At 46.2% G+C, this 17,190-nt stretch carries 20 protein-coding genes; 13 read left to right on the top strand and 7 right to left on the bottom strand.

What is annotated here, in order from left to right; translation table 11 throughout:
• The first annotated feature begins 35 nt into the window (after positions 1-35).
• Together IYN85_RS24080 and IYN85_RS24075 are read left to right on the top strand one after the other, a co-directional pair.
• On the top strand, positions 36-1,850 hold the full coding sequence (locus IYN85_RS24080) for an IucA/IucC family siderophore biosynthesis protein (protein ID WP_196161532.1): 1,815 nt from the start codon (positions 36-38) through the stop codon (positions 1,848-1,850).
• On the top strand, positions 1,841-3,037 hold the full coding sequence (locus IYN85_RS24075) for a type III PLP-dependent enzyme (protein WP_196161531.1): 1,197 nt from the start codon (positions 1,841-1,843) through the stop codon (positions 3,035-3,037). The genes IYN85_RS24080 and IYN85_RS24075 overlap by 10 nt, the downstream gene beginning before the upstream one ends.
• A gap of 873 nt (positions 3,038-3,910) precedes the next feature.
• Here IYN85_RS24075 and map read toward each other — a convergent pair.
• From map to IYN85_RS24040, 7 genes are all read right to left on the bottom strand, one after another.
• The gene (gene map, locus IYN85_RS24070) at positions 3,911-4,696 is read right to left on the bottom strand and encodes a type I methionyl aminopeptidase (protein ID WP_196161530.1); all 786 of its coding nucleotides are present in this window, start codon (positions 4,694-4,696) and stop codon (positions 3,911-3,913) included.
• Positions 4,689-4,895, bottom strand: a complete 207-nt coding sequence (locus tag IYN85_RS24065) for a ParD-like family protein (protein ID WP_196161529.1) — start codon at positions 4,893-4,895, stop codon at positions 4,689-4,691. The genes map and IYN85_RS24065 overlap by 8 nt, the downstream gene beginning before the upstream one ends.
• 169 nt (positions 4,896-5,064) lie before the next feature.
• Complete coding sequence (locus IYN85_RS24060) at positions 5,065-5,508, bottom strand: GNAT family N-acetyltransferase (protein WP_196161528.1); 444 nt, start codon at positions 5,506-5,508, stop codon at positions 5,065-5,067.
• 281 nt (positions 5,509-5,789) lie between these two features.
• Positions 5,790-6,131 carry an NIPSNAP family protein gene (locus IYN85_RS24055; protein WP_196161527.1) on the bottom strand — a complete coding sequence of 114 codons (342 nt, stop codon included), beginning with the start codon at positions 6,129-6,131 and terminating at the stop codon, positions 5,790-5,792.
• 493 nt (positions 6,132-6,624) lie between these two features.
• The gene (gene katG / locus IYN85_RS24050; RefSeq protein WP_196161526.1) at positions 6,625-8,850 is read right to left on the bottom strand and encodes a catalase/peroxidase HPI; all 2,226 of its coding nucleotides are present in this window, start codon (positions 8,848-8,850) and stop codon (positions 6,625-6,627) included.
• A 339-nt stretch (positions 8,851-9,189) separates the two neighbouring features.
• Positions 9,190-9,615, bottom strand: a complete 426-nt coding sequence (locus IYN85_RS24045) for a VOC family protein (protein ID WP_196161525.1) — start codon at positions 9,613-9,615, stop codon at positions 9,190-9,192.
• 37 nt (positions 9,616-9,652) lie between these two features.
• Complete coding sequence (locus IYN85_RS24040; protein ID WP_196161524.1) at positions 9,653-10,669, bottom strand: integron integrase; 1,017 nt, start codon at positions 10,667-10,669, stop codon at positions 9,653-9,655.
• 414 nt (positions 10,670-11,083) lie between these two features.
• On the opposite strand from IYN85_RS24040, the gene IYN85_RS24035 reads away from it, so the two are divergent.
• The 11 genes from IYN85_RS24035 to IYN85_RS23985 all read left to right on the top strand — a co-directional run bounded on the left by IYN85_RS24035 (position 11,084) and on the right by IYN85_RS23985 (position 17,137).
• Complete coding sequence (locus tag IYN85_RS24035; RefSeq protein ID WP_196161523.1) at positions 11,084-11,992, top strand: restriction endonuclease; 909 nt, start codon at positions 11,084-11,086, stop codon at positions 11,990-11,992.
• Between the two features lie 154 nt (positions 11,993-12,146).
• Entirely contained in the window at positions 12,147-12,569 is a 423-nt protein-coding gene (locus IYN85_RS24030) for a hypothetical protein (protein WP_196161522.1), read from the top strand.
• A gap of 73 nt (positions 12,570-12,642) precedes the next feature.
• On the top strand, positions 12,643-12,966 hold the full coding sequence (locus IYN85_RS24025) for a hypothetical protein (RefSeq protein ID WP_196161521.1): 324 nt from the start codon (positions 12,643-12,645) through the stop codon (positions 12,964-12,966).
• Positions 12,967-13,061: 95 nt separating this feature from the next.
• The gene (locus IYN85_RS24020) at positions 13,062-13,562 is read left to right on the top strand and encodes an AAA family ATPase (RefSeq protein ID WP_196161520.1); all 501 of its coding nucleotides are present in this window, start codon (positions 13,062-13,064) and stop codon (positions 13,560-13,562) included.
• Positions 13,563-13,636: 74 nt separating this feature from the next.
• Positions 13,637-14,029, top strand: a complete 393-nt coding sequence (locus tag IYN85_RS24015) for a hypothetical protein (protein ID WP_196161519.1) — start codon at positions 13,637-13,639, stop codon at positions 14,027-14,029.
• 108 nt (positions 14,030-14,137) lie between these two features.
• On the top strand, positions 14,138-14,461 hold the full coding sequence (locus IYN85_RS24010) for a hypothetical protein (protein WP_196161518.1): 324 nt from the start codon (positions 14,138-14,140) through the stop codon (positions 14,459-14,461).
• 102 nt (positions 14,462-14,563) lie between these two features.
• Positions 14,564-15,076, top strand: a complete 513-nt coding sequence (locus IYN85_RS24005) for a CbrC family protein (protein WP_196161517.1) — start codon at positions 14,564-14,566, stop codon at positions 15,074-15,076.
• Positions 15,066-15,482, top strand: coding sequence for a hypothetical protein (locus IYN85_RS24000; protein WP_196161516.1), 417 nt, complete (start codon positions 15,066-15,068; stop codon positions 15,480-15,482). The genes IYN85_RS24005 and IYN85_RS24000 overlap by 11 nt, the downstream gene beginning before the upstream one ends.
• Before the next feature lie 120 nt (positions 15,483-15,602).
• A complete protein-coding gene (locus tag IYN85_RS23995; protein WP_196161515.1) occupies positions 15,603-15,953 on the top strand; it encodes a hypothetical protein in 351 nt (116 codons plus the stop codon).
• Positions 15,954-16,006: 53 nt separating this feature from the next.
• On the top strand, positions 16,007-16,564 hold the full coding sequence (locus IYN85_RS23990; protein WP_196161514.1) for an AAA family ATPase: 558 nt from the start codon (positions 16,007-16,009) through the stop codon (positions 16,562-16,564).
• A 108-nt stretch (positions 16,565-16,672) separates the two neighbouring features.
• Entirely contained in the window at positions 16,673-17,137 is a 465-nt protein-coding gene (locus tag IYN85_RS23985; protein ID WP_196161513.1) for a cupin domain-containing protein, read from the top strand.
• Positions 17,138-17,190 lie beyond the last annotated feature (53 nt).

The raw sequence follows: 17,190 nt of genomic DNA, 5'->3' as shown, positions 1-17,190 counted from the left end.
TCGATAATTCATTATTAACCTAAAGGATTTTGTTCATGCAAACGGTCATACAAACAAACTTTCGACAACAATTCCGACAAGAACTCAGCGCACGTCGGCACATGCAGATTCTTCTGAACGTTTATCTGCGGGAGTTCGCGCTCGATGAGTCAACCACGATGAAACCGGCTGAGTCACTAACCGCGCGATTACCCATGGCATTACGACATGTGAGTGGCCACTTGATTAAGCTTCCACTGCCCTGTACTCAAATGGATATTGTGTACCGATGCAGCCAACCTTTTGCTATGGGTCAGTCCCGGATGTTGTCTGCGCCGTATCTAAAGAAGCCAGGCAGTGAATGGCAGCGGTTGAATATTCAGTCACTCGCCAAAACATTACTCACGGAATTGGCAGCACAGTTTGATCGACCTTTCAATCTGGAATTGCTCACACAAATACTAAACAGCGTTACCAATACGCATCGCTTTCTGGTTGCACTCGACAATCGAGAGTCAAGCGCTATGCCGAACCCATTTATAGCCAGTGAGCAAAGCCTGATCTGGGGGCACAATTGGCATCCAACACCCAAAAGTCGCACAGGATTAACACAGGAAGACCTAATCCGTTATTCCCCAGAGGCAAAGGCCCGTTTTCCATTACACTATTTGGCGGTTAAAAAGGGTTATTTGAAATGGAATGAGCTGCCTGCGACCAATGTGCGGACTTTTTGCCAAAGCCTGATTAACTGGCCGGACAATTCTGACTATGACATTCTGCCGTGTCATCCATGGCAATTAAAAACCTTCGCCCAAGACCCTCTCTTTGTGCTCGCGGAACGCGAAGGCATCGTCAAGCAATTGGGCGAACAAGGACCAGCGTTTTTCCCAACCTCCAGCGTACGCACGCTATACCAGCCTGATGCGCCTTTTTTCATTAAGAGTTCGTTGCACATTCGGCTAACCAACTGTTTGCGCAAAAATTCATGGTATGAACTGGACAGCGCTGTCAACCTCACCAGACTGCTCAGTGAGTTGAAACATCCCTTTGACGACTTCCTGCTAATGCGAGAAAGCGGGATGCTTTCACTGGACCTTAAGAGCCTGGAACAGGAAAGTGGTATAGGCAATGCCGAACACTTAACGGAAGTGTTTGGGCTCATTTTCCGGGAAAACACGTTTCTGCACGAGACTTCCACCCATGCACATAACATGGCCGCCGCGCTGTTTTCTGAAGATGAATACGGCAATGTTGCGTTACTAAACCAACTGAAAACAATAGCGAGCCAACGCCATCGATCCCACCAAACGCTGGCCCTCGATTGGTTCCGCCGATACGCGCAGTTAATGATGCAACCCTCGCTCTACTACTTTTTCAAACTCGGGGTGATCTTTGAACCGCATCTGCAAAATATCGTTGTCGCGCAAGCGGCGGATACACCAGTGAAAGTGTTCTACCGCGATTTGGAAGGCACCAAACTGGTTGCCGACCAATGGCCTGCTGAGAAACTGACTCAATTATCGGAACGTGAACAGGCGTCTGTGACTTATAGCCGTGAACAGGGCTGGCAGAGACTGGCCTATTGCCTGTTTATCAACAATCTGAGCGAAGCGATTTACGCGCTTTCCCACGGGCACAGTCACATTGAAAAAGATATGTGGCAGATCGTGTCCGAGCAACTGGACACCTTCCAATCGAATTACGGTGTGCAACCGGAAATAGAGGCACTGTTAGTGGGCGGTCCTATCCCGTGTAAAACGAATTTCCGTACGCGGCTGTTTCAAAAGGCGGATCGACAATCCAGTTATGTCTACCTGCAGCACCCAATGCGAAGAACAACGACGACGATAGAGGCGGCGCCATGCAACTGATTCATCAAACGGTGGCGCAGCTGGCAGAACGCAACCAGCCGCTGCCATTGTGCACCTACATTTACGACCTCTCGCATTTACGCGCTCGCGTTCGTGCCATCAAAGCGCAGTTACCAGCAAACTGTGAGCTTTTCTACGCCACCAAAGCCAACCCGGATCGCAAGATCCTGGCAGCACTGGCTGATGTCGTAGATGGATTTGAAGTCGCCTCCGGTGGCGAGCTGGACCACGTTACCAGCACCCTGCCAAACGTACCGGTTATTTTTGGCGGTCCCGGCAAGCTACGGCACGAGCTGCAGAGCGCACTGGATCATTCGGTCGAACTGATTCATGTTGAAAGTTTGCACGAGTTGAAACAGCTACAGGCGTTGGCGGCGCAATCCGGGCATCATCAGGACATTTTACTGCGCATGAACATTGCACTGGACGATACGCCATTAACCCGTTTAGCCATGGCCGGACGGCCAACCCCATTTGGTTTGGATGAGCAACACCTACCCGAAGCGATGCAGGTTCTGAGTGATTGCAGAAATTTAACATTACGCGGTTTTCATTTTCATCTGATGTCGCATCAATGCGATGCCGACAAGCACATCCAACTTATTCGGGTGTGCATACAACGCTACAAAGCGTGGATGGACACCTACCAGCTTGAGGTGAATCACCTGAATGTCGGGGGTGGTTTCGGTATTGATTACAGCCCCACCGCTGCACATTTTCATTGGGAGACCTTTTGCCAAAAACTGCGTGATCTCATCAACGAGGAAGACTTCACCGCGCACACACTGCGATTTGAGAGCGGTCGTTATATTACCGCAACCTGTGGCTACTACGCGGCTGAAGTCATCGATATCAAACAAAACTTTGGCGAATACTTTGCGATCTGCCGGGGTGGAACGCACCACTTCCGCACACCTGCGGCGCAAAACCACAACCATCCGTTTACAGTGATCGCGGGCAGGAATCGTCAGCGAGAAAGTGAAATCGAAGGCGAAAATGTGACCATGGTGGGGCAACTGTGCACTCCGAAAGATGTATTCGCCAAGCAGCAATGCATCGAGAAAATCGCCATCGGTGACTATGTTGTGTTCTCGTTGGCCGGTGCTTATGCGTGGAACATATCACACCAGAATTTCCTGATGCACGAGCCACCGGGGTTTGAATATGTAGAGTCAGGGCGTCAGTGAGAGCCTTGGCAACACCTGCCTCATTCAGTCTCAGACAAAACTGGGCGATGGAAGTAACAATTTTTGGCCGCATTTAATACAGAAAAATGCCAGTGTCTTGTGAGGACACTGTGAACATAACTAGCGCCTTCAGCGACGTTATGAATGCTATTAGCTTGTGGATCAAAATGATCTGATGACTCGGGATTGCATCTTAACGAAAGAAATTTTTAAAATTTTCTTTCCAAGGGGCGATCCGAATGGTACTTACTTAAGGCACCTCTGAATAATTGCTCTCTACCTCAGCGGGTGAAGAAATGCGCAAAATTCGAGGCAAGTTCTGCAGGCAATATTCATTATCTTGGCAAAGGACTTAACAACGAAATTTGCCATTTCAGCCACGCCCTCCGGGTCCTTCAGATCGATGATTGAGCTTTGTTGTGTGTTTTGAAAAGGACTCGCCATTCCCTGCAACACACGCCTCGCTCATCCTTCGATCTGATAGGACTGAGGTGATTCGAATTAATCAGAGTTGCCTTAAGCTTGTGCAATGGAATTTTCATCAATGTGTGACTTGGTTTCGCAGAGTTTTTTACTTCAAGTGTTAAATCTGTTTCGAAAACTATGGTTCCGTTTTAACCAAAAGATTTCTTGGAGGATTTTTCTTTCCAAGGGGAGATCCCCTTGATCCGGCCTTCACCGGAGGTGAAGTCGTTAAAATCGAATCGAAGCCAACTTCCGCTGGCAAATGAACGACGATGCCATGGCGAGCGAAAAACTCGCCGAAGGGATTCGATAATTCAATGAGGATACCCCGAAGTTGCGTGTGTTTTTAACGCAACGAGCGCAATAACACCTAGTGTCCGCGCCATGCAAAAAAACGCAAACCACTGCCTATGCTGGACTAGAGATGCGCTCGTTTTCCCGTAGGGTGAGCACCTCATAACCGGTCGCTGTCACAGCTATGGTATGTTCCCATTGGGCAGACAGTTTTTTATCGCTGGTGACCACTGTCCACCCGTCCTTTTTCACCTTCACCTTGGCTTTACCCTGATTAATCATCGGTTCGATGGTGAAGGTCATCCCTTCGCGTAGAACCAACCCCTGCCCTCGCTGACCCACATGCAACACGTTGGGTTCTTCATGCATATTGCGGCCAATACCATGACCACAATACTCCTGCACAACGGTGTAACCCTGCTTGGCCGCGAAACTTTGAATGGCATAGCCAACATCGCCCAGAGTAGCGCCCGGCTTAACTACGTTAATGCCCTGCCACATGGCCAGATAGGTTTGCTCCACCAGCCGCTTGGCGTTAGGGTGCACCACGCCTACCATGTACATTTTGCTGGAGTCAGCAATAAAGCCGTTCTTCTCCAACGTTATATCCACGTTCACGATATCGCCGGATTTCAAGGTTTGTGCCTCAGACGGAATACCGTGGCACACCACGTGATTCACCGAGGTATTCAACACGTATTCATAACCATACTGACCCTTACTGGCGGGTCGGGCATTCAGATGATCGACAATATAACGCTCCACCCAATTGTTGATCTGCATGGTGCTGACGCCGGCTTTCACCAGAGGGTCCAGATAATCAAATACAGAGGCCAGCAGCTTTCCCGATTGGCGCATCAGCTCCATTTCGTCAGCGTTTTTCAGAATAACCCTAGCCACTGACCACCTCTTTTATCTGCACATCGGCCTGCTTCATCTGCTCGTTGATAAGCTGCGAAAACGTCAACCCGGGGTTCGCTTCGGCCAACATGCCCATACGAATCCAGTATTCTGCCTGTGCATTAATGGAGCGGACCATGACCGAACTGGCTTTGCGGATTTCTTCGTGCAAATCATCACTGATTTTTACTATACCCATAATGTTTCCTAATATACACTCTATATATGAATCATATACGAAGCATATATCCACAAAACCAAGAAGGCAAGTAAACGCAGCCCGCCTCTATCAAAGCGCAGGTCAGTCTAATAAGCATTTAAGGGGTTTTCCGGGTGATTGGAGGCGGACTGGAGGCGGTGGTCGTTGTTTACTGAGGGTCGATATTCGTCTGCAAAATGAGGTTGATTTGCCCGAACTCATCGACACCATTGTCTTTGAATCCAAAACCGACGTACAACCGATGCGCCACAACATTTTCCGGAGTGACGCAAATGTGAATGGACTCGGGCCGCATGTGAATAGCAATGTGCTGAAGCGCCAGCGAGAATGCGCGCTTGCCATAACCTTTGTTCTGATAATCCGCCCCAATCATGAACCGCAAAATTTCGACTTCATTGGGTTTCCCCTGCTCTTCCAACGACTCAACCATCAAAAAGCCAACCGCTACGTTTGCAGAATAAATACCTTGGATCGATGAACTCGGGCAATAAAATGATTCAGCGATGGAATAGCTATTGTCAAACAGGAAATCCTTCTGCGCATCGTCAGTGTCCTGAGTCAGAAGTTCGCATGAATTCAGCGTGCCATTCAAGATCTATAGCTAGGCGTGTCTCGCAGTCAATGGTTATTCCATTAACAAGAGACAAAACGACGCTAGAGAGCTTGAATGACGCGCCCGAAGGGAGCCCATGGAAAACACTATTACGGCGTTGCTCTTCTTGAAAAGATCTCGATATTCTCTACGAAGAGCGCCTTGTACTAGCGCTTCCCATGAGCTCTGAAACGATACGAACTTCAGACTCAGGACACCAGTTTTTAACAGCGCAATTTCTTGCCAGTTAGATTTATCGATTGGCCTTAATGTCAGATTCATCATGCCGGAACTGTGTTGAAAATTTCTTCATCGCGAATAACCACAAACGCTGTTTTCCCCAAATGCGCACGACCACCGCGTTCTTCAAACCATTGATTGATACGCGCGACATGCGCCTCATCGCTGCGCACATTCTTTTCGATGCGCTGGTAATCTTCTTTGGAATCGTATTCCCAGATGGCGAATATCTCCGTTTCGTCATTTTCCAGCGGCATCATCCAACGGCCAACAAACCGGGTACCGTGTTTTAATTGATTGGGAAGATTGATGTTATTGAACAGATGATTAAAGTCTTCCACAAAATGGTTTTTAACAATGTAGTTCTTGCGGCGGTAAAACAACGGCACACTCCCTATCGTGTTTTTTCAATGGAGGGCATATAACCATAGGGGGCTTTCACTGGCAACCGTGTACTCGCGAAGGATTCAGTGGGATCGCCCGAATGGCACTTACTTGAGATTGATCAATGTAACTTACATCAATGCGTGACCTAGTTTCACTGCGATTTTTTTACTTCAAATACCGAACCTGTTCCGAAGACATTGGTTTCATTTTTAACCAAAAGATCTCTTGAAGGATTTTTCTTTCCAAGGGGCGATCCCCTTGATCCGGCCTTCACCAGAGGTGAAGTAACGGTTATTTACGCCATTCCTAGGTTTATAGAATTTGGAGGTTAGTTTTATCTATCGAGAAAGTGACTCATATGGTTGTTTCAACGCCTTTCAAACGACCACGAGATGTAAATGGCGGTCCTTGACGGCGAAAACCTAACAAAAAAAGGGATGACAAAACTATCATCCCCTATTCAAAATTAGCAAGTCATGCAATGGGCGTTTACACCAAATCAAACCGATCCGCATTCATCACTTTGGTCCAGGCTTTTACAAAATCACTGACGAACCTGTCTTTCGCATCGTCTTGAGCATAGGCTTCAGCCACCGCACGCAACTGTGAGTTGGAACCAAAAATCAAATCAACACGGGTGGCCGTCCATTTGATTTTTCCGGTTTTACTGTCCCGCCCTTCAAAGATATCTTCTTCATCCGCTTTCGCGAACCATGAGGTGTTAATGTCCAACACATTCACAAAGAAATCATTCGTTAAGGTTTGCGGTTTGTCGGTAAACACACCGTGTTGAGTATGCCCCACGTTTGTACCCAACACACGCATACCCGCCACCAACACCGACATTTCCGGTACGGTTAACTTTAACAATTGCGCTTTGTCGACGAGCATTTCTTCATCCGACACGGTGAACTTGGTGCGTCGGTAATTCCGGAAGCCATCGGCCTCGGGTCGCAACACTTCAAATGATTCAACATCGGTTTGCTCTGCGGTTGCATCGGTACGGCCTGGCGTAAATGGCACTGTCAGTTCACGGCCCGACTGTTTCGCGGCTAACTCAATACCGACACCGCCAGCCAATACAATCAAATCCGCCAACGAGACTTTGGTCTTGCCACTGCCCGCGTTGAATTGAGTTTGTATGCCTTCCAACACGCCCAATACTTTGCTTAATTGCTCGGGCTGGTTGGCTTCCCAATCTTTTTGCGGTGCCAAACGGATGCGAGCGCCATTCGCACCGCCGCGCATGTCCGAACCCCGGAATGTAGACGCGGAAGCCCACGCCGTGCTGACTAACTCAGATACCGTTAAACCCGATGCGGCGATGTTTGCTTTTAGCTTGGCCACGTCGGCCTCTGTAACCAGGTCATAGTCAACTGGCGGTAATGGGTCTTGCCAGATGAGCGTTTCTTTGGGTACTTCAGGTCCCAGATAGCGGGACACTGGGCCCATATCCCGGTGCGTCAATTTAAACCAAGCTTTGGCAAACGCATCGGCAAACTCCTCGGGATTTTTGTGAAAGTGCTCAGAAATTTTACGATACTCTGGGTCTTCTCGCATGGCCATGTCGGCTGTCGACATGATCGGCGCATGCGTCTTACCGGGGATATGCGCATCTGGCACTCGGTGTTCTTCTGCCGGATCTTTTGCTACCCATTGCTGGGCACCGGCTGGGCTCTTGGTGAGCTCCCAGTCATAACCCAACAGAATGTCGAAGTAACTCATGTCCCATTGTGTGGGCGTACTGGTCCAAGCGCCTTCCAGGCCGCTGGTAATGGTATCCGCACCTTTGCCCGTGCCCATTTTATTCAACCAGCCCAAACCCATGGCTTCAATTGGTGCCGCTTCTGGCTCTGGCCCGACATTGGCAGGATCTCCCGCACCATGCGTCTTACCGAAGGTATGACCGCCGGCGGTGAGTGCAACGGTTTCGTAATCATTCATCGCCATGCGGGCGAAGGTTTCACGAATATCTTTTGCCGACGCTTTCGGGTCTGGGTTGCCATCCGGCCCTTCCGGGTTCACATAAATCAGACCCATTTGAACGGCCGCAAGCGGATTTTCGAGATCACGCTCGCCACTGTAGCGGCTGTTCTTTTTGTCGCTGGTTGCCAACCATTCGTCTTCGGCACCCCAGTACACATCTTCTTCCGGCTCCCACACATCAGCGCGGCCACCGGCAAAACCAAAAGTTTTGAACCCCATCGATTCCAGGGCTACATTCCCGGTCAGAATCATCAGGTCCGCCCAGGACAACTTATTGCCGTATTTCTGTTTGATCGGCCATAACAAGCGACGGGCTTTGTCGAGGTTTCCGTTATCTGGCCAGCTGTTTAATGGCGCAAAACGTTGCATGCCGCTCCCGGCACCACCTCGACCATCACCCATGCGGTAGGTTCCGGCACTGTGCCAGGCCATGCGAATAAAAAACGGTCCGTAGTGCCCATAGTCGGCTGGCCACCAATCCTGAGAGTCTGTCATCAAGGCGGTCAGATCGTCTTTCACCGCTTGCAGGTCGAGCGTTTTGAACGCCTCGGCGTAGTTAAAATCGTCTCCAAGCGGGTTCATCGTCGCCGGATTCTGATGCAGTATTTTCAGATTCAATTGATTCGGCCACCAGTCGGTATTCGCCGTACCGGCATTGCCCATTTTTGTGCGTGATCCATGCATAACCGGGCATTTATTGGCGTTGCTTGCGTTACGTGTATCGCTCATTGCATCCTCCAATTGAGGGTTAGGATTATTCAGTTTAGTGGTTACATCTCGCGAGGTGGTTACGACTGGGCACTCAAACCAATTAATTCAAGCGCAGCCTCAACGAGACGATGCAACACAAAGTAGTTGGCTATGTATCTTGCGATCGTTTCCGACTGGAAGATTAACCAAGTGATGTTAGTTATAGCAGTGATCGACGATTACCAATAATTATTAATATCGATACTTGCGATAGCTTTAACCAATCGACAGGAGAGTGCCGCGCCAGAGCGACACGGCAACCTGTTAAGAGCATTGAGTGAAGACACAGCCAAGGTACCGAACGGCGATGATATTAAGTCAGGATTGAATCCGTTGATAAATGGGGTGCTCGGCATTGAGCTGTAAAAGGTCCCACCGGTTGCCATAAAGGTCTAAAAATACAGCTACGGTGCCGTAGTCGGCTTGTACCGGATCGCGAACAAAACGAACGCCTTGCGCGCGGTAATGTTGATAGTCTCGCCAGAAATCATCGGTATTCAGGAAAAATGACACACGGCCACCGGTTTGATCTCCCACATAGCCCGCTTGCTTTTCGTTTGACGCCCGGGCCAGCAGAACGCTGACGCCTTTAGACCCCTTGGGCGCCACCACCACCCAGCGTTTGTCTTGTTCAGGTTGGTAGGTGTCTTCAAGCAGATCAAACCCCAGTACATTCACGTAAAAGTTGATGGCATCGTCGTAATCGTCTACGACCAGAGCAAAGTGGACGATCTCTTGCGGCATGGGTTAACCCTGTCTGTCAAATGAACTGCGGCTAACCTTACACAATACGCCCGGGCAAATCAGCCGGGCTTACAATGCCCCGTTCGTGCAAACCAACCACATGCGTATAAATCTGTGTGGTTTCAATGGACTCATGACCTAAAATTTCCTGAATAGCGCGTAAGTCTGTACCTTGACGCAATAACTCAGTCGCAAACGAATGACGAAAAGTGTGGCAACTCACACGTTTATTGATGCCCGCTTTAAAAGTCGCTGCTTTAATCGCCTTCTGCAATAGATCGGGGGAGATATGATGCCTTCGCTCTACGTTACTACGCGGGTCAAATGAATAACGATTTGACGGCAGCAAATACTGCCACCTCAACTCGTACTGTGCCTTAGGCCATTTCCTTGCCAAGGCATCTGGCATAAAAACACCTGCTTTCCCAATCGCCATATCCGCCTCGAGCAAACCCTGTACATAATTAATTTGAGTAATCAGTACATCGCGTGCAGACTCTGGTAGTAACGTGCGTCTCGATTTATCGCCCTTAGCCTCCATGACGTAAAGCGCGCTGTTTTGGAAGTCGATATCTTTGATACGTAATCGAACAACCTCACTAACACGCAACCCCGCACCGTACATGAGTAATACACCTAAGTACGCCACGCCACTCAAATGGCTCATAACCTGCTTTGCCTCCGTGCAAGATAAAACAACCGGAACCTTTCGCTTGCGTCGCGCGTTTTTGAACATTAACCCTTCAGTATTCTGCTTAAGGCACTCTCTAAACAAAAAAATTAATGCATTCAACGCCGTCGCCTGAGTATTTGACGAGCAGTATTTATCGTTTGCCAAATGATTAAGGAAAACCTCTACATCCGACAAGTGCATTTGTCCGGATGAAGTGTACTTACCGAATTTTATGAAACGCTTAATCCACTCCAAATAAGTTTTTTCAGTTGCGTACGCGAGCCCCCTAGCGCGAATAAACAACCGTAAACGATCATAAAAATCTGCATTATTTGAGGCGATGGACACTCTGGTATCGATGACAGCATTAGCGGCTTCCATTGTAACCTTCTCCTTACACGAATACTGGTTATCCATACATACTCTTAGAATTTGAGAGCTAAGTACGTGAACTTGATCACATAACTAAACCAAAGAATCGGCATATTTCCGGTGAAAACCAAATAGTACGGCCGCAGCGGTAAAAGTCAGCTGTCGTTCTATGGACAGCAATCAGGGGCAAAACGTGAACCCCTCTAGCATGGGCCTTACAGCAGCGGCACTATTCAAATAGAAAAAGCGCAGCGGTTTTTATCCGAATAAATAGAATTGACAACATTTGCCGAAATGACCAGTATGAGCGGCGATAAACGAGGTTTTGGCAGTAGAGAAAATATCTGCATATGCCGAAACCATAAAAAACCGCTGCGGCGGTAGAATAAGCTGTTAAGCTCAAAATCGAAATGGATACATTGAATGACAAATTCGACAACTGATGAAATTCCTGACTGGAAAGAATTGGAGACCCTTGTCGTAATGATACAGAGGCAGCTATCCCCTGATGCGTCTGTACAGCACAATGTAATGCTTGACGGTATTGATAGTGAGACGAAGAGGCAAATCGATGTATTGGTAGAGCAAAATATTGGTCAATATACAATGCGAATTGTTATTGATTGCAAAGATTATTCAAAGCCAGTTGATGTAAAAGGAGTTGAGGAATTTCAAGGGCTTGTTCTAGATGTAAGAGCACACAAAGGAGCTTTAGTCTGCCCTGCTGGGTTCACCAAATCTGCTTTAAAAAGAGCTAAAAAACTTCAAATAGATCTTTATCGTCCTGTTTCGACGGGCAAGCACAAGTGGCATGCAACGGTAACAGCGCCAGTGCTATGTGATTTTAGAAGTAGTTTTATGAGTTTTGGTATCAGTTGTTCAGCTCCAAAGCCACTCACTATGCCTCAAGATTTTTATAACCTTCCAGTACAAGATGAAAATGGTAATGTTTTAGGCACATCTTTAGAAACAGCCCAAGCACAATGGGATAATGGCCTTATGCCAAGCGAGCCCGGCGAGCATGAAAGAGTTTCAATATTTGGTGATAAGAAAGTATTTATCGACAATGGACACAATGACACCGTTGAAGTTGACTTAACAGTCGGCCTACTAGTAAAGCAAAATCTATATTTAGGTCATTTGCCCATTGAAGATATTAATGGTTTGAAAGATGAGCATACTGGTGCCGTAGTGACAAATGCCTTTACGATGGGCGGCCTAAACCCCGAAGAAGTCGAAAAAACTTGGAAAAAAGTAGAGGATGAGAACTCGCTTGAATTTCAGCCACTTTTTCGGGTGGTTGGGTATGATATTTACGGTATTGGAGCTTAACAAGGCCATCCAGCAGACGCAGTTGCTAACGCGCCTGCGCTGCTGAAGGCAACGTTACATAGCTACTGAGCATAAGCTTTAGCTCATTTATATGCGTACATTGAGAAATTCGAAAAGGGGTATTGAGCATTGGGTAGCAGAACTGAATGGCTACTTGTCTGCTATCTCACATGTTAATGATGCAATAGGTCATAGACATGGTTTTTGGGCTGACTTGATTTACTTAGAAGGAATGGATCCAAAATTAGCTATAAATGAATACATCGATGATTCTAATCCAAAGGTGAGTGAAATAGACCTTAGAATAGAAATGGAGCAAATTGAAGAATATGTATTTCACAACTTTCTTCTAGGCAAAGATTACGAAGATTCAAGAGAGACATACTTTATACTCGAACAGTTTCGTTGGCACATTCAGGAGTACGTTTCGCTAGCAGCTGAACATGGCTCAGAAACTAATCGATGGCTTTATCGGGTCGATACAGATAGCCAATCTACTGCGGCGGTTTTTGTCCATATAAAAGAATATGTCTTAGTTATGAACTTTCATTGGCGGGTTGAAAATTCTGCCATGTAACAAAAGTAGGCAGTCGACGCGAAAAAGACCGCGCAACTGCTACAAACGTTAAGCATCTGATATGGAAGGAACCATGGAAGAACTAGAATTCAGTCAGCTATCTAAATTTTCGTACTTTAAAGTACTTGTCGTCGGTTGGTTTTTTGGTTGTGTCGCCTTCTTATTGATCGCTGGCGAACTGGCATTGTACTTTGGTGACGGAATTGGCACCGGTAATTTCTATATGAGTGATGGCATCCTAATGCATTTGCTTGGTTGGCCACTCGCTTCTGTCTTAATCTCATTGCCTTATTCGGTAGGGGCAGCTGTAGTAACTTGGATTGTCACTACCTTTGGCATATGGTTTTATAATCTGTTTGGCAATCTAAAACTAAAAGCGTGCCACGGTAATGCTTAACAAGCCCCGGCAATATCAGGCCCGCTTAAAACCGCTACGCGGCGGGCCTTGGACTCGCTCCTTCGTCGCTCGCCACTGCGGGAAACGTTAATGCTATGAAAAGAATTGTCATACTTGGAAATGGTGGCTCCGGTAAATCCTATTTAGGTGAAGACCTCGCCAGGAGACTCGAAAGTAATTATATATCACTCGATGATCTATTTTGGGAGCCAGGCGGTTTCGATATCAAACGACCACCAGAGCATGTCCACGCAGACATTGATAGGTTTAAAGTACAAGATAGCTGGGTAGTTGAAGGTGTCTTTGGTGGAATGGCTGAGAAATTCACACCTTATGCTGACCTATTAGTCATTCTTAGCATAGAGTGGGAAGTATGTAAGACCAGTATGCTTTCAAGGAGTAAGCCTGGGCAAACGGAATCATCTTTAGCTGAGCTAGTTACTTGGTGCTCCGAGTACTATAGTCGCGATAATAAGAACTCACTTAAACACCATGAACTTCTGTTTAGTGAATTTAAGCATCAAAAAATGAGGTTCGAAACAAGGCAAGAAGTAAATTCGTGGCTAACCAGCATTAACAAGGAATTGTTGGTCTAGCCCGCTTATTTCCGCTAGCGCGGCGGGCTATGGACTCGCTAACGCTCGCCCCAAAATAAAAACGTTAAGATTTTATGAAGTGCAATGAGTGTGACCTTAAGTTAAAAAGGCGTTTTGAGTTTTGGATTAAGCCATCAGATGCTATAGGCGGCGTTTTAGTTTTCGCAATGTTGGTCGCGCTATTTTTTGGAGTACTTAGTCTAGTTATAGAAACCGCAAGGGTTGGTTTGATCCCCGCTTTTCGGGCGGTTGAACATGGTGTAAGTAATTGGCTAGATTTGTTTGGAGAGGCTCTAGATACTATTATTACTGTTAGTATCATCGTGTACTTTTTTATGAAAGGCGGAGCTAAATTTACTAAGTACTACTCATATTTCTTTGACCTTAAGTTTCAAACATTTCTTGAATGTAATGTGTGCAAAAAACGCAGTGCAAAAATAGAGTTACCAGAAGTACCAAAATCTTAACAAGGCGCTGAAGCGATTCAGCCCAAAATACACCGCTACGCGGCGGGCTGTGGACTCGCTATCGCTCGCCGCTTAGCTACGCGTTAAGCATCTGACATGGAAGGAACTATGGAAGAACTAGAATTCAGTCAGCTATCTAAATTTTCGTACTTTAAAGTACTTGTCGTCGGTTGGTTTTTTGGTTGTTTCGCCTTCTTATTGATCGCTGGCGAACTGGCATTGTACTTTGGTGACGGAATTGGCATCGGTAATTTCTATATGAGTGATGGCATCCTAATACATTTTCTTGGTTGGCCACTCGCTTCAGTCTTATTCTCATTGCCTTATTCGGTAGGGGCAGCCGTAGTAACTTGGATTGTCACTAGCTTTGGGATATGGTTTTATAATCTGTTTGGCAATCTAAAACTAAAAGCGAGCCACGGTAATGCTTAACAAGCCCCGGCAATATCAGGCCCGCTTAAAACCGCTACGCGGCGGGCCTTGGACTCGCTCCTTCGTCGCTCGCCACTGCGGGAAACGTTATGAGTAGTAACCATGGAATTTGAATTCTTTAGATATCCTGAAAAGTTTGCCTATAGAGTTGATGAGCCAAAACCTTGCTCAGTCTGCAGCAAAATAGAACTTTGCTTTGATGCGGGAGGCTACCCTGGCATTAATGACATTGATTGTATTTGTTCGGCATGCTTAAAGGCTGGTGCACTGATTGAATTAGAAATAGAGCCAAATATGAACTTTGATGACGGCTCTCCAGCAGCAGAAACAATTACATATAAAACGCCGGGTTTGCCTACTTGGCAAGATACTGGCTGGCCAATGATTAACGGGAAATTTCCTATCTTTGAATGTATTGCATCGGCTGAGGACTTCACCGACAAGAATGATTTTTTAAGTTCGTTTCTTGAGGAAGATCAAACGAAGGATGATATTGAATGGTTATGGGATCGATTGCCTAAAAAGAAACTTAACCACTACAACGAAGGTGGGGACATCTCCGTTTATCTTTTTTCTTTAGAAGGTAAGAAATACTGGATCTGGGATGCCAACTAATCTCATAACAAGTACGCGCAGTGGACCAAAATTTGCTGCGCATTTTAGCCACTGGCGTAAGCGTTATGAATCTATAAAGAAATTAGTAATAGCCACATTTTTGCTTTTCGTTACCAGTTCGGTATTGGCAAGTAAATATTGTGGTGAATTAGAAGAAAGTCGTGAATGGTTTGAATCTAAGGTAAGCACTGAAGCAGCTGATCGAGCCTTGGAGAAATTATCAGCTTCCAACGAGAGTGCTATAGGTGTAGATTTTGTAGTTGCGGAAAATGCATTACGGGTCGTGGAGGCTCAAATGCATTTGAAATTTATAGAGGCAAGTGTCGAGAGTTTTGGTGAGGCCGATGCAGTGCTAATAAATATGTACTGTGAGTTTCTTGAAAGTCGTGGTTACTTCACCGACTAATTCATAACAAGACACAGTTGCAAGTTGCCCCGCCAAAAACCGCTGTCGCGGCGGGCCAAAGGACTCGCTCCTTCGTCGCTCGCCTCAATGTTGGACGTTAGTTCATTTAAGGAGTAATAGATGAACTTAAAATCTAATTTGTTAGCTTTAAGTTTAGTTTTCACTTCATCAATTTCATTGGCTGGTGAATACACGAAAGATATCGTCATAGATAGGTTACACCCAATTTCAATATCGCGACCTGCTAACACAAGCATGCAGGATTTAACTCGCGTCTACTTCACACAAAGTGCTGGTTGGGCGGATATTGGTTGCAGAAACGACGCTGCCGATTTGCTAGCAACAGATGAACATCTAATGTCGATCCTACTTGTTGCATGGACTACTTCAAAGTCAATCAAAGTTTATGTTGACAATGGTTTGAAACCAGATGGTGAAGTGTGTCAGATAACAGCTCTGATGGTAAACTAACAACTTCGGGCACTGGACTCGTTCCTCGCCAGTGCCAAACACGTTAGAGTGCAATGATATTGATACTAGGTTGTAGTGGTGTAGGAAAAAGCACCATAATCAAAGAGATTAAAAGTCTTGAGGATCATTGGGTTGTTCTAGAAGAGAACGTTAATGATGTGCTTGAGCCTTTAAGAAATATGAGTTTCAGTAGTCCATATGAAAAATTCATTACAACTCAAGAACGGTTTCTTGAACGTGACATTTTAGAGCTAAACCAAGGGAGTCGATATTCTCTTTTCGATAATCGTTTGACTGAATATATCTTTTACTTGTTACATCATCCAGATTATTTAAATCGAATCGATGAAAGCAGAATGCGACTTAATTCGATTATTGAACGAATTCTCGGTGATAACCGAGTTCGTTCTTTTTACTTAAGCGATAGTATCACCAATATTGAATCGCGGGTGAAATCAGATCACACGAGAAGCAGAAACTTTTGGTCTTACTTTATGGAACACCTATTCCCGTTCCATGAGGAGTGGCATTCTATAAATGGAGCACGTGTAATTCCGATAAATGATCGCAATCCAAAGGATATTGCCGTGGAAATACTGAATGCTCTCTAACAAGCCTGTGAACTTCAGGCCAGAATACCCTTGCTTCGCAAGCTGGCCTTGGACTCATTTTCGCTGGTGCTCAAATTCGCCAGTTACAGAAACGTTAAGTGAAGGAATATGACCGAACCAATTAACGCATTAGAAATTAAATGTGAAAGTGACAATCCCTTTCCAGAAATTTTTCACAATAAAATGGGAGCTTCCATTTTCAGAGGTTTATCTGATCACTTTCAATTGAATTCCTTTGGTGTAAATATGGAAGTCGTGCAGCCAGGCGGGTCTTCAGGGCTAAAGCACTGGCATACTGAATCAGAGGAGTTTGTGTTTGTTTTGTCTGGCAACTTGGTTCTCCACTATGGTGAAGAAACCTTCCAACTTAGCTCTGGGGATTGTATAGGGTTCAAAGCAGCAGAAGGTATTGGTCATAGATTGGTGAATAAAACTGATCGAGAAGCTTCGTTTTTGGTTGTTGGTTCTAGACCTGACGGTGATAAAGCCGTTTATGATGAAGATGACTTTCAGTGGGTTGTAAAAGACAATGGTGACTGGGTGGCATCTCGTAAAACTGGTGAGCCATACTAATCACTTAACAATCACGGGCAGTCGACGCGAGAAAGACCGCGCAACTGCCGCAA

It is taken from the genome of Reinekea sp. G2M2-21 (assembly GCF_015687175.1).
Taxonomy (GTDB): Bacteria; Pseudomonadota; Gammaproteobacteria; order Pseudomonadales; family Natronospirillaceae; genus Reinekea.
This window is presented reverse-complemented; position numbering and strand designations above follow the sequence as displayed.

Excerpts from the sequence above, each read along its gene's own strand:
- IYN85_RS24075 (WP_196161531.1), top strand. The coding sequence starts at position 1,841 with ATGCAACTGATTCATCAAACGGTGGCGCAGCTGGCAGAACGCAACCAG.
- IYN85_RS24035 (WP_196161523.1), top strand. The coding sequence starts at position 11,084 with ATGACAAATTCGACAACTGATGAAATTCCTGACTGGAAAGAATTGGAG.
- IYN85_RS23985 (WP_196161513.1), top strand. The coding sequence starts at position 16,673 with ATGACCGAACCAATTAACGCATTAGAAATTAAATGTGAAAGTGACAAT.
- IYN85_RS24010 (WP_196161518.1), top strand. The coding sequence starts at position 14,138 with ATGGAAGAACTAGAATTCAGTCAGCTATCTAAATTTTCGTACTTTAAA.
- IYN85_RS24020 (WP_196161520.1), top strand. The coding sequence starts at position 13,062 with ATGAAAAGAATTGTCATACTTGGAAATGGTGGCTCCGGTAAATCCTAT.
- IYN85_RS24080 (WP_196161532.1), top strand. The coding sequence starts at position 36 with ATGCAAACGGTCATACAAACAAACTTTCGACAACAATTCCGACAAGAA.
- IYN85_RS24040 (WP_196161524.1), bottom strand. The coding sequence starts at position 10,669 with ATGGAAGCCGCTAATGCTGTCATCGATACCAGAGTGTCCATCGCCTCA.
- IYN85_RS24000 (WP_196161516.1), top strand. The coding sequence starts at position 15,066 with ATGCCAACTAATCTCATAACAAGTACGCGCAGTGGACCAAAATTTGCT.
- IYN85_RS24065 (WP_196161529.1), bottom strand. The coding sequence starts at position 4,895 with ATGGGTATAGTAAAAATCAGTGATGATTTGCACGAAGAAATCCGCAAA.
- IYN85_RS24005 (WP_196161517.1), top strand. The coding sequence starts at position 14,564 with ATGGAATTTGAATTCTTTAGATATCCTGAAAAGTTTGCCTATAGAGTT.
- IYN85_RS24045 (WP_196161525.1), bottom strand. The coding sequence starts at position 9,615 with ATGCCGCAAGAGATCGTCCACTTTGCTCTGGTCGTAGACGATTACGAC.
- IYN85_RS23990 (WP_196161514.1), top strand. The coding sequence starts at position 16,007 with ATGATATTGATACTAGGTTGTAGTGGTGTAGGAAAAAGCACCATAATC.
- katG (WP_196161526.1), bottom strand. The coding sequence starts at position 8,850 with ATGAGCGATACACGTAACGCAAGCAACGCCAATAAATGCCCGGTTATG.
- IYN85_RS23995 (WP_196161515.1), top strand. The coding sequence starts at position 15,603 with ATGAACTTAAAATCTAATTTGTTAGCTTTAAGTTTAGTTTTCACTTCA.
- IYN85_RS24015 (WP_196161519.1), top strand. The coding sequence starts at position 13,637 with ATGAAGTGCAATGAGTGTGACCTTAAGTTAAAAAGGCGTTTTGAGTTT.
- IYN85_RS24025 (WP_196161521.1), top strand. The coding sequence starts at position 12,643 with ATGGAAGAACTAGAATTCAGTCAGCTATCTAAATTTTCGTACTTTAAA.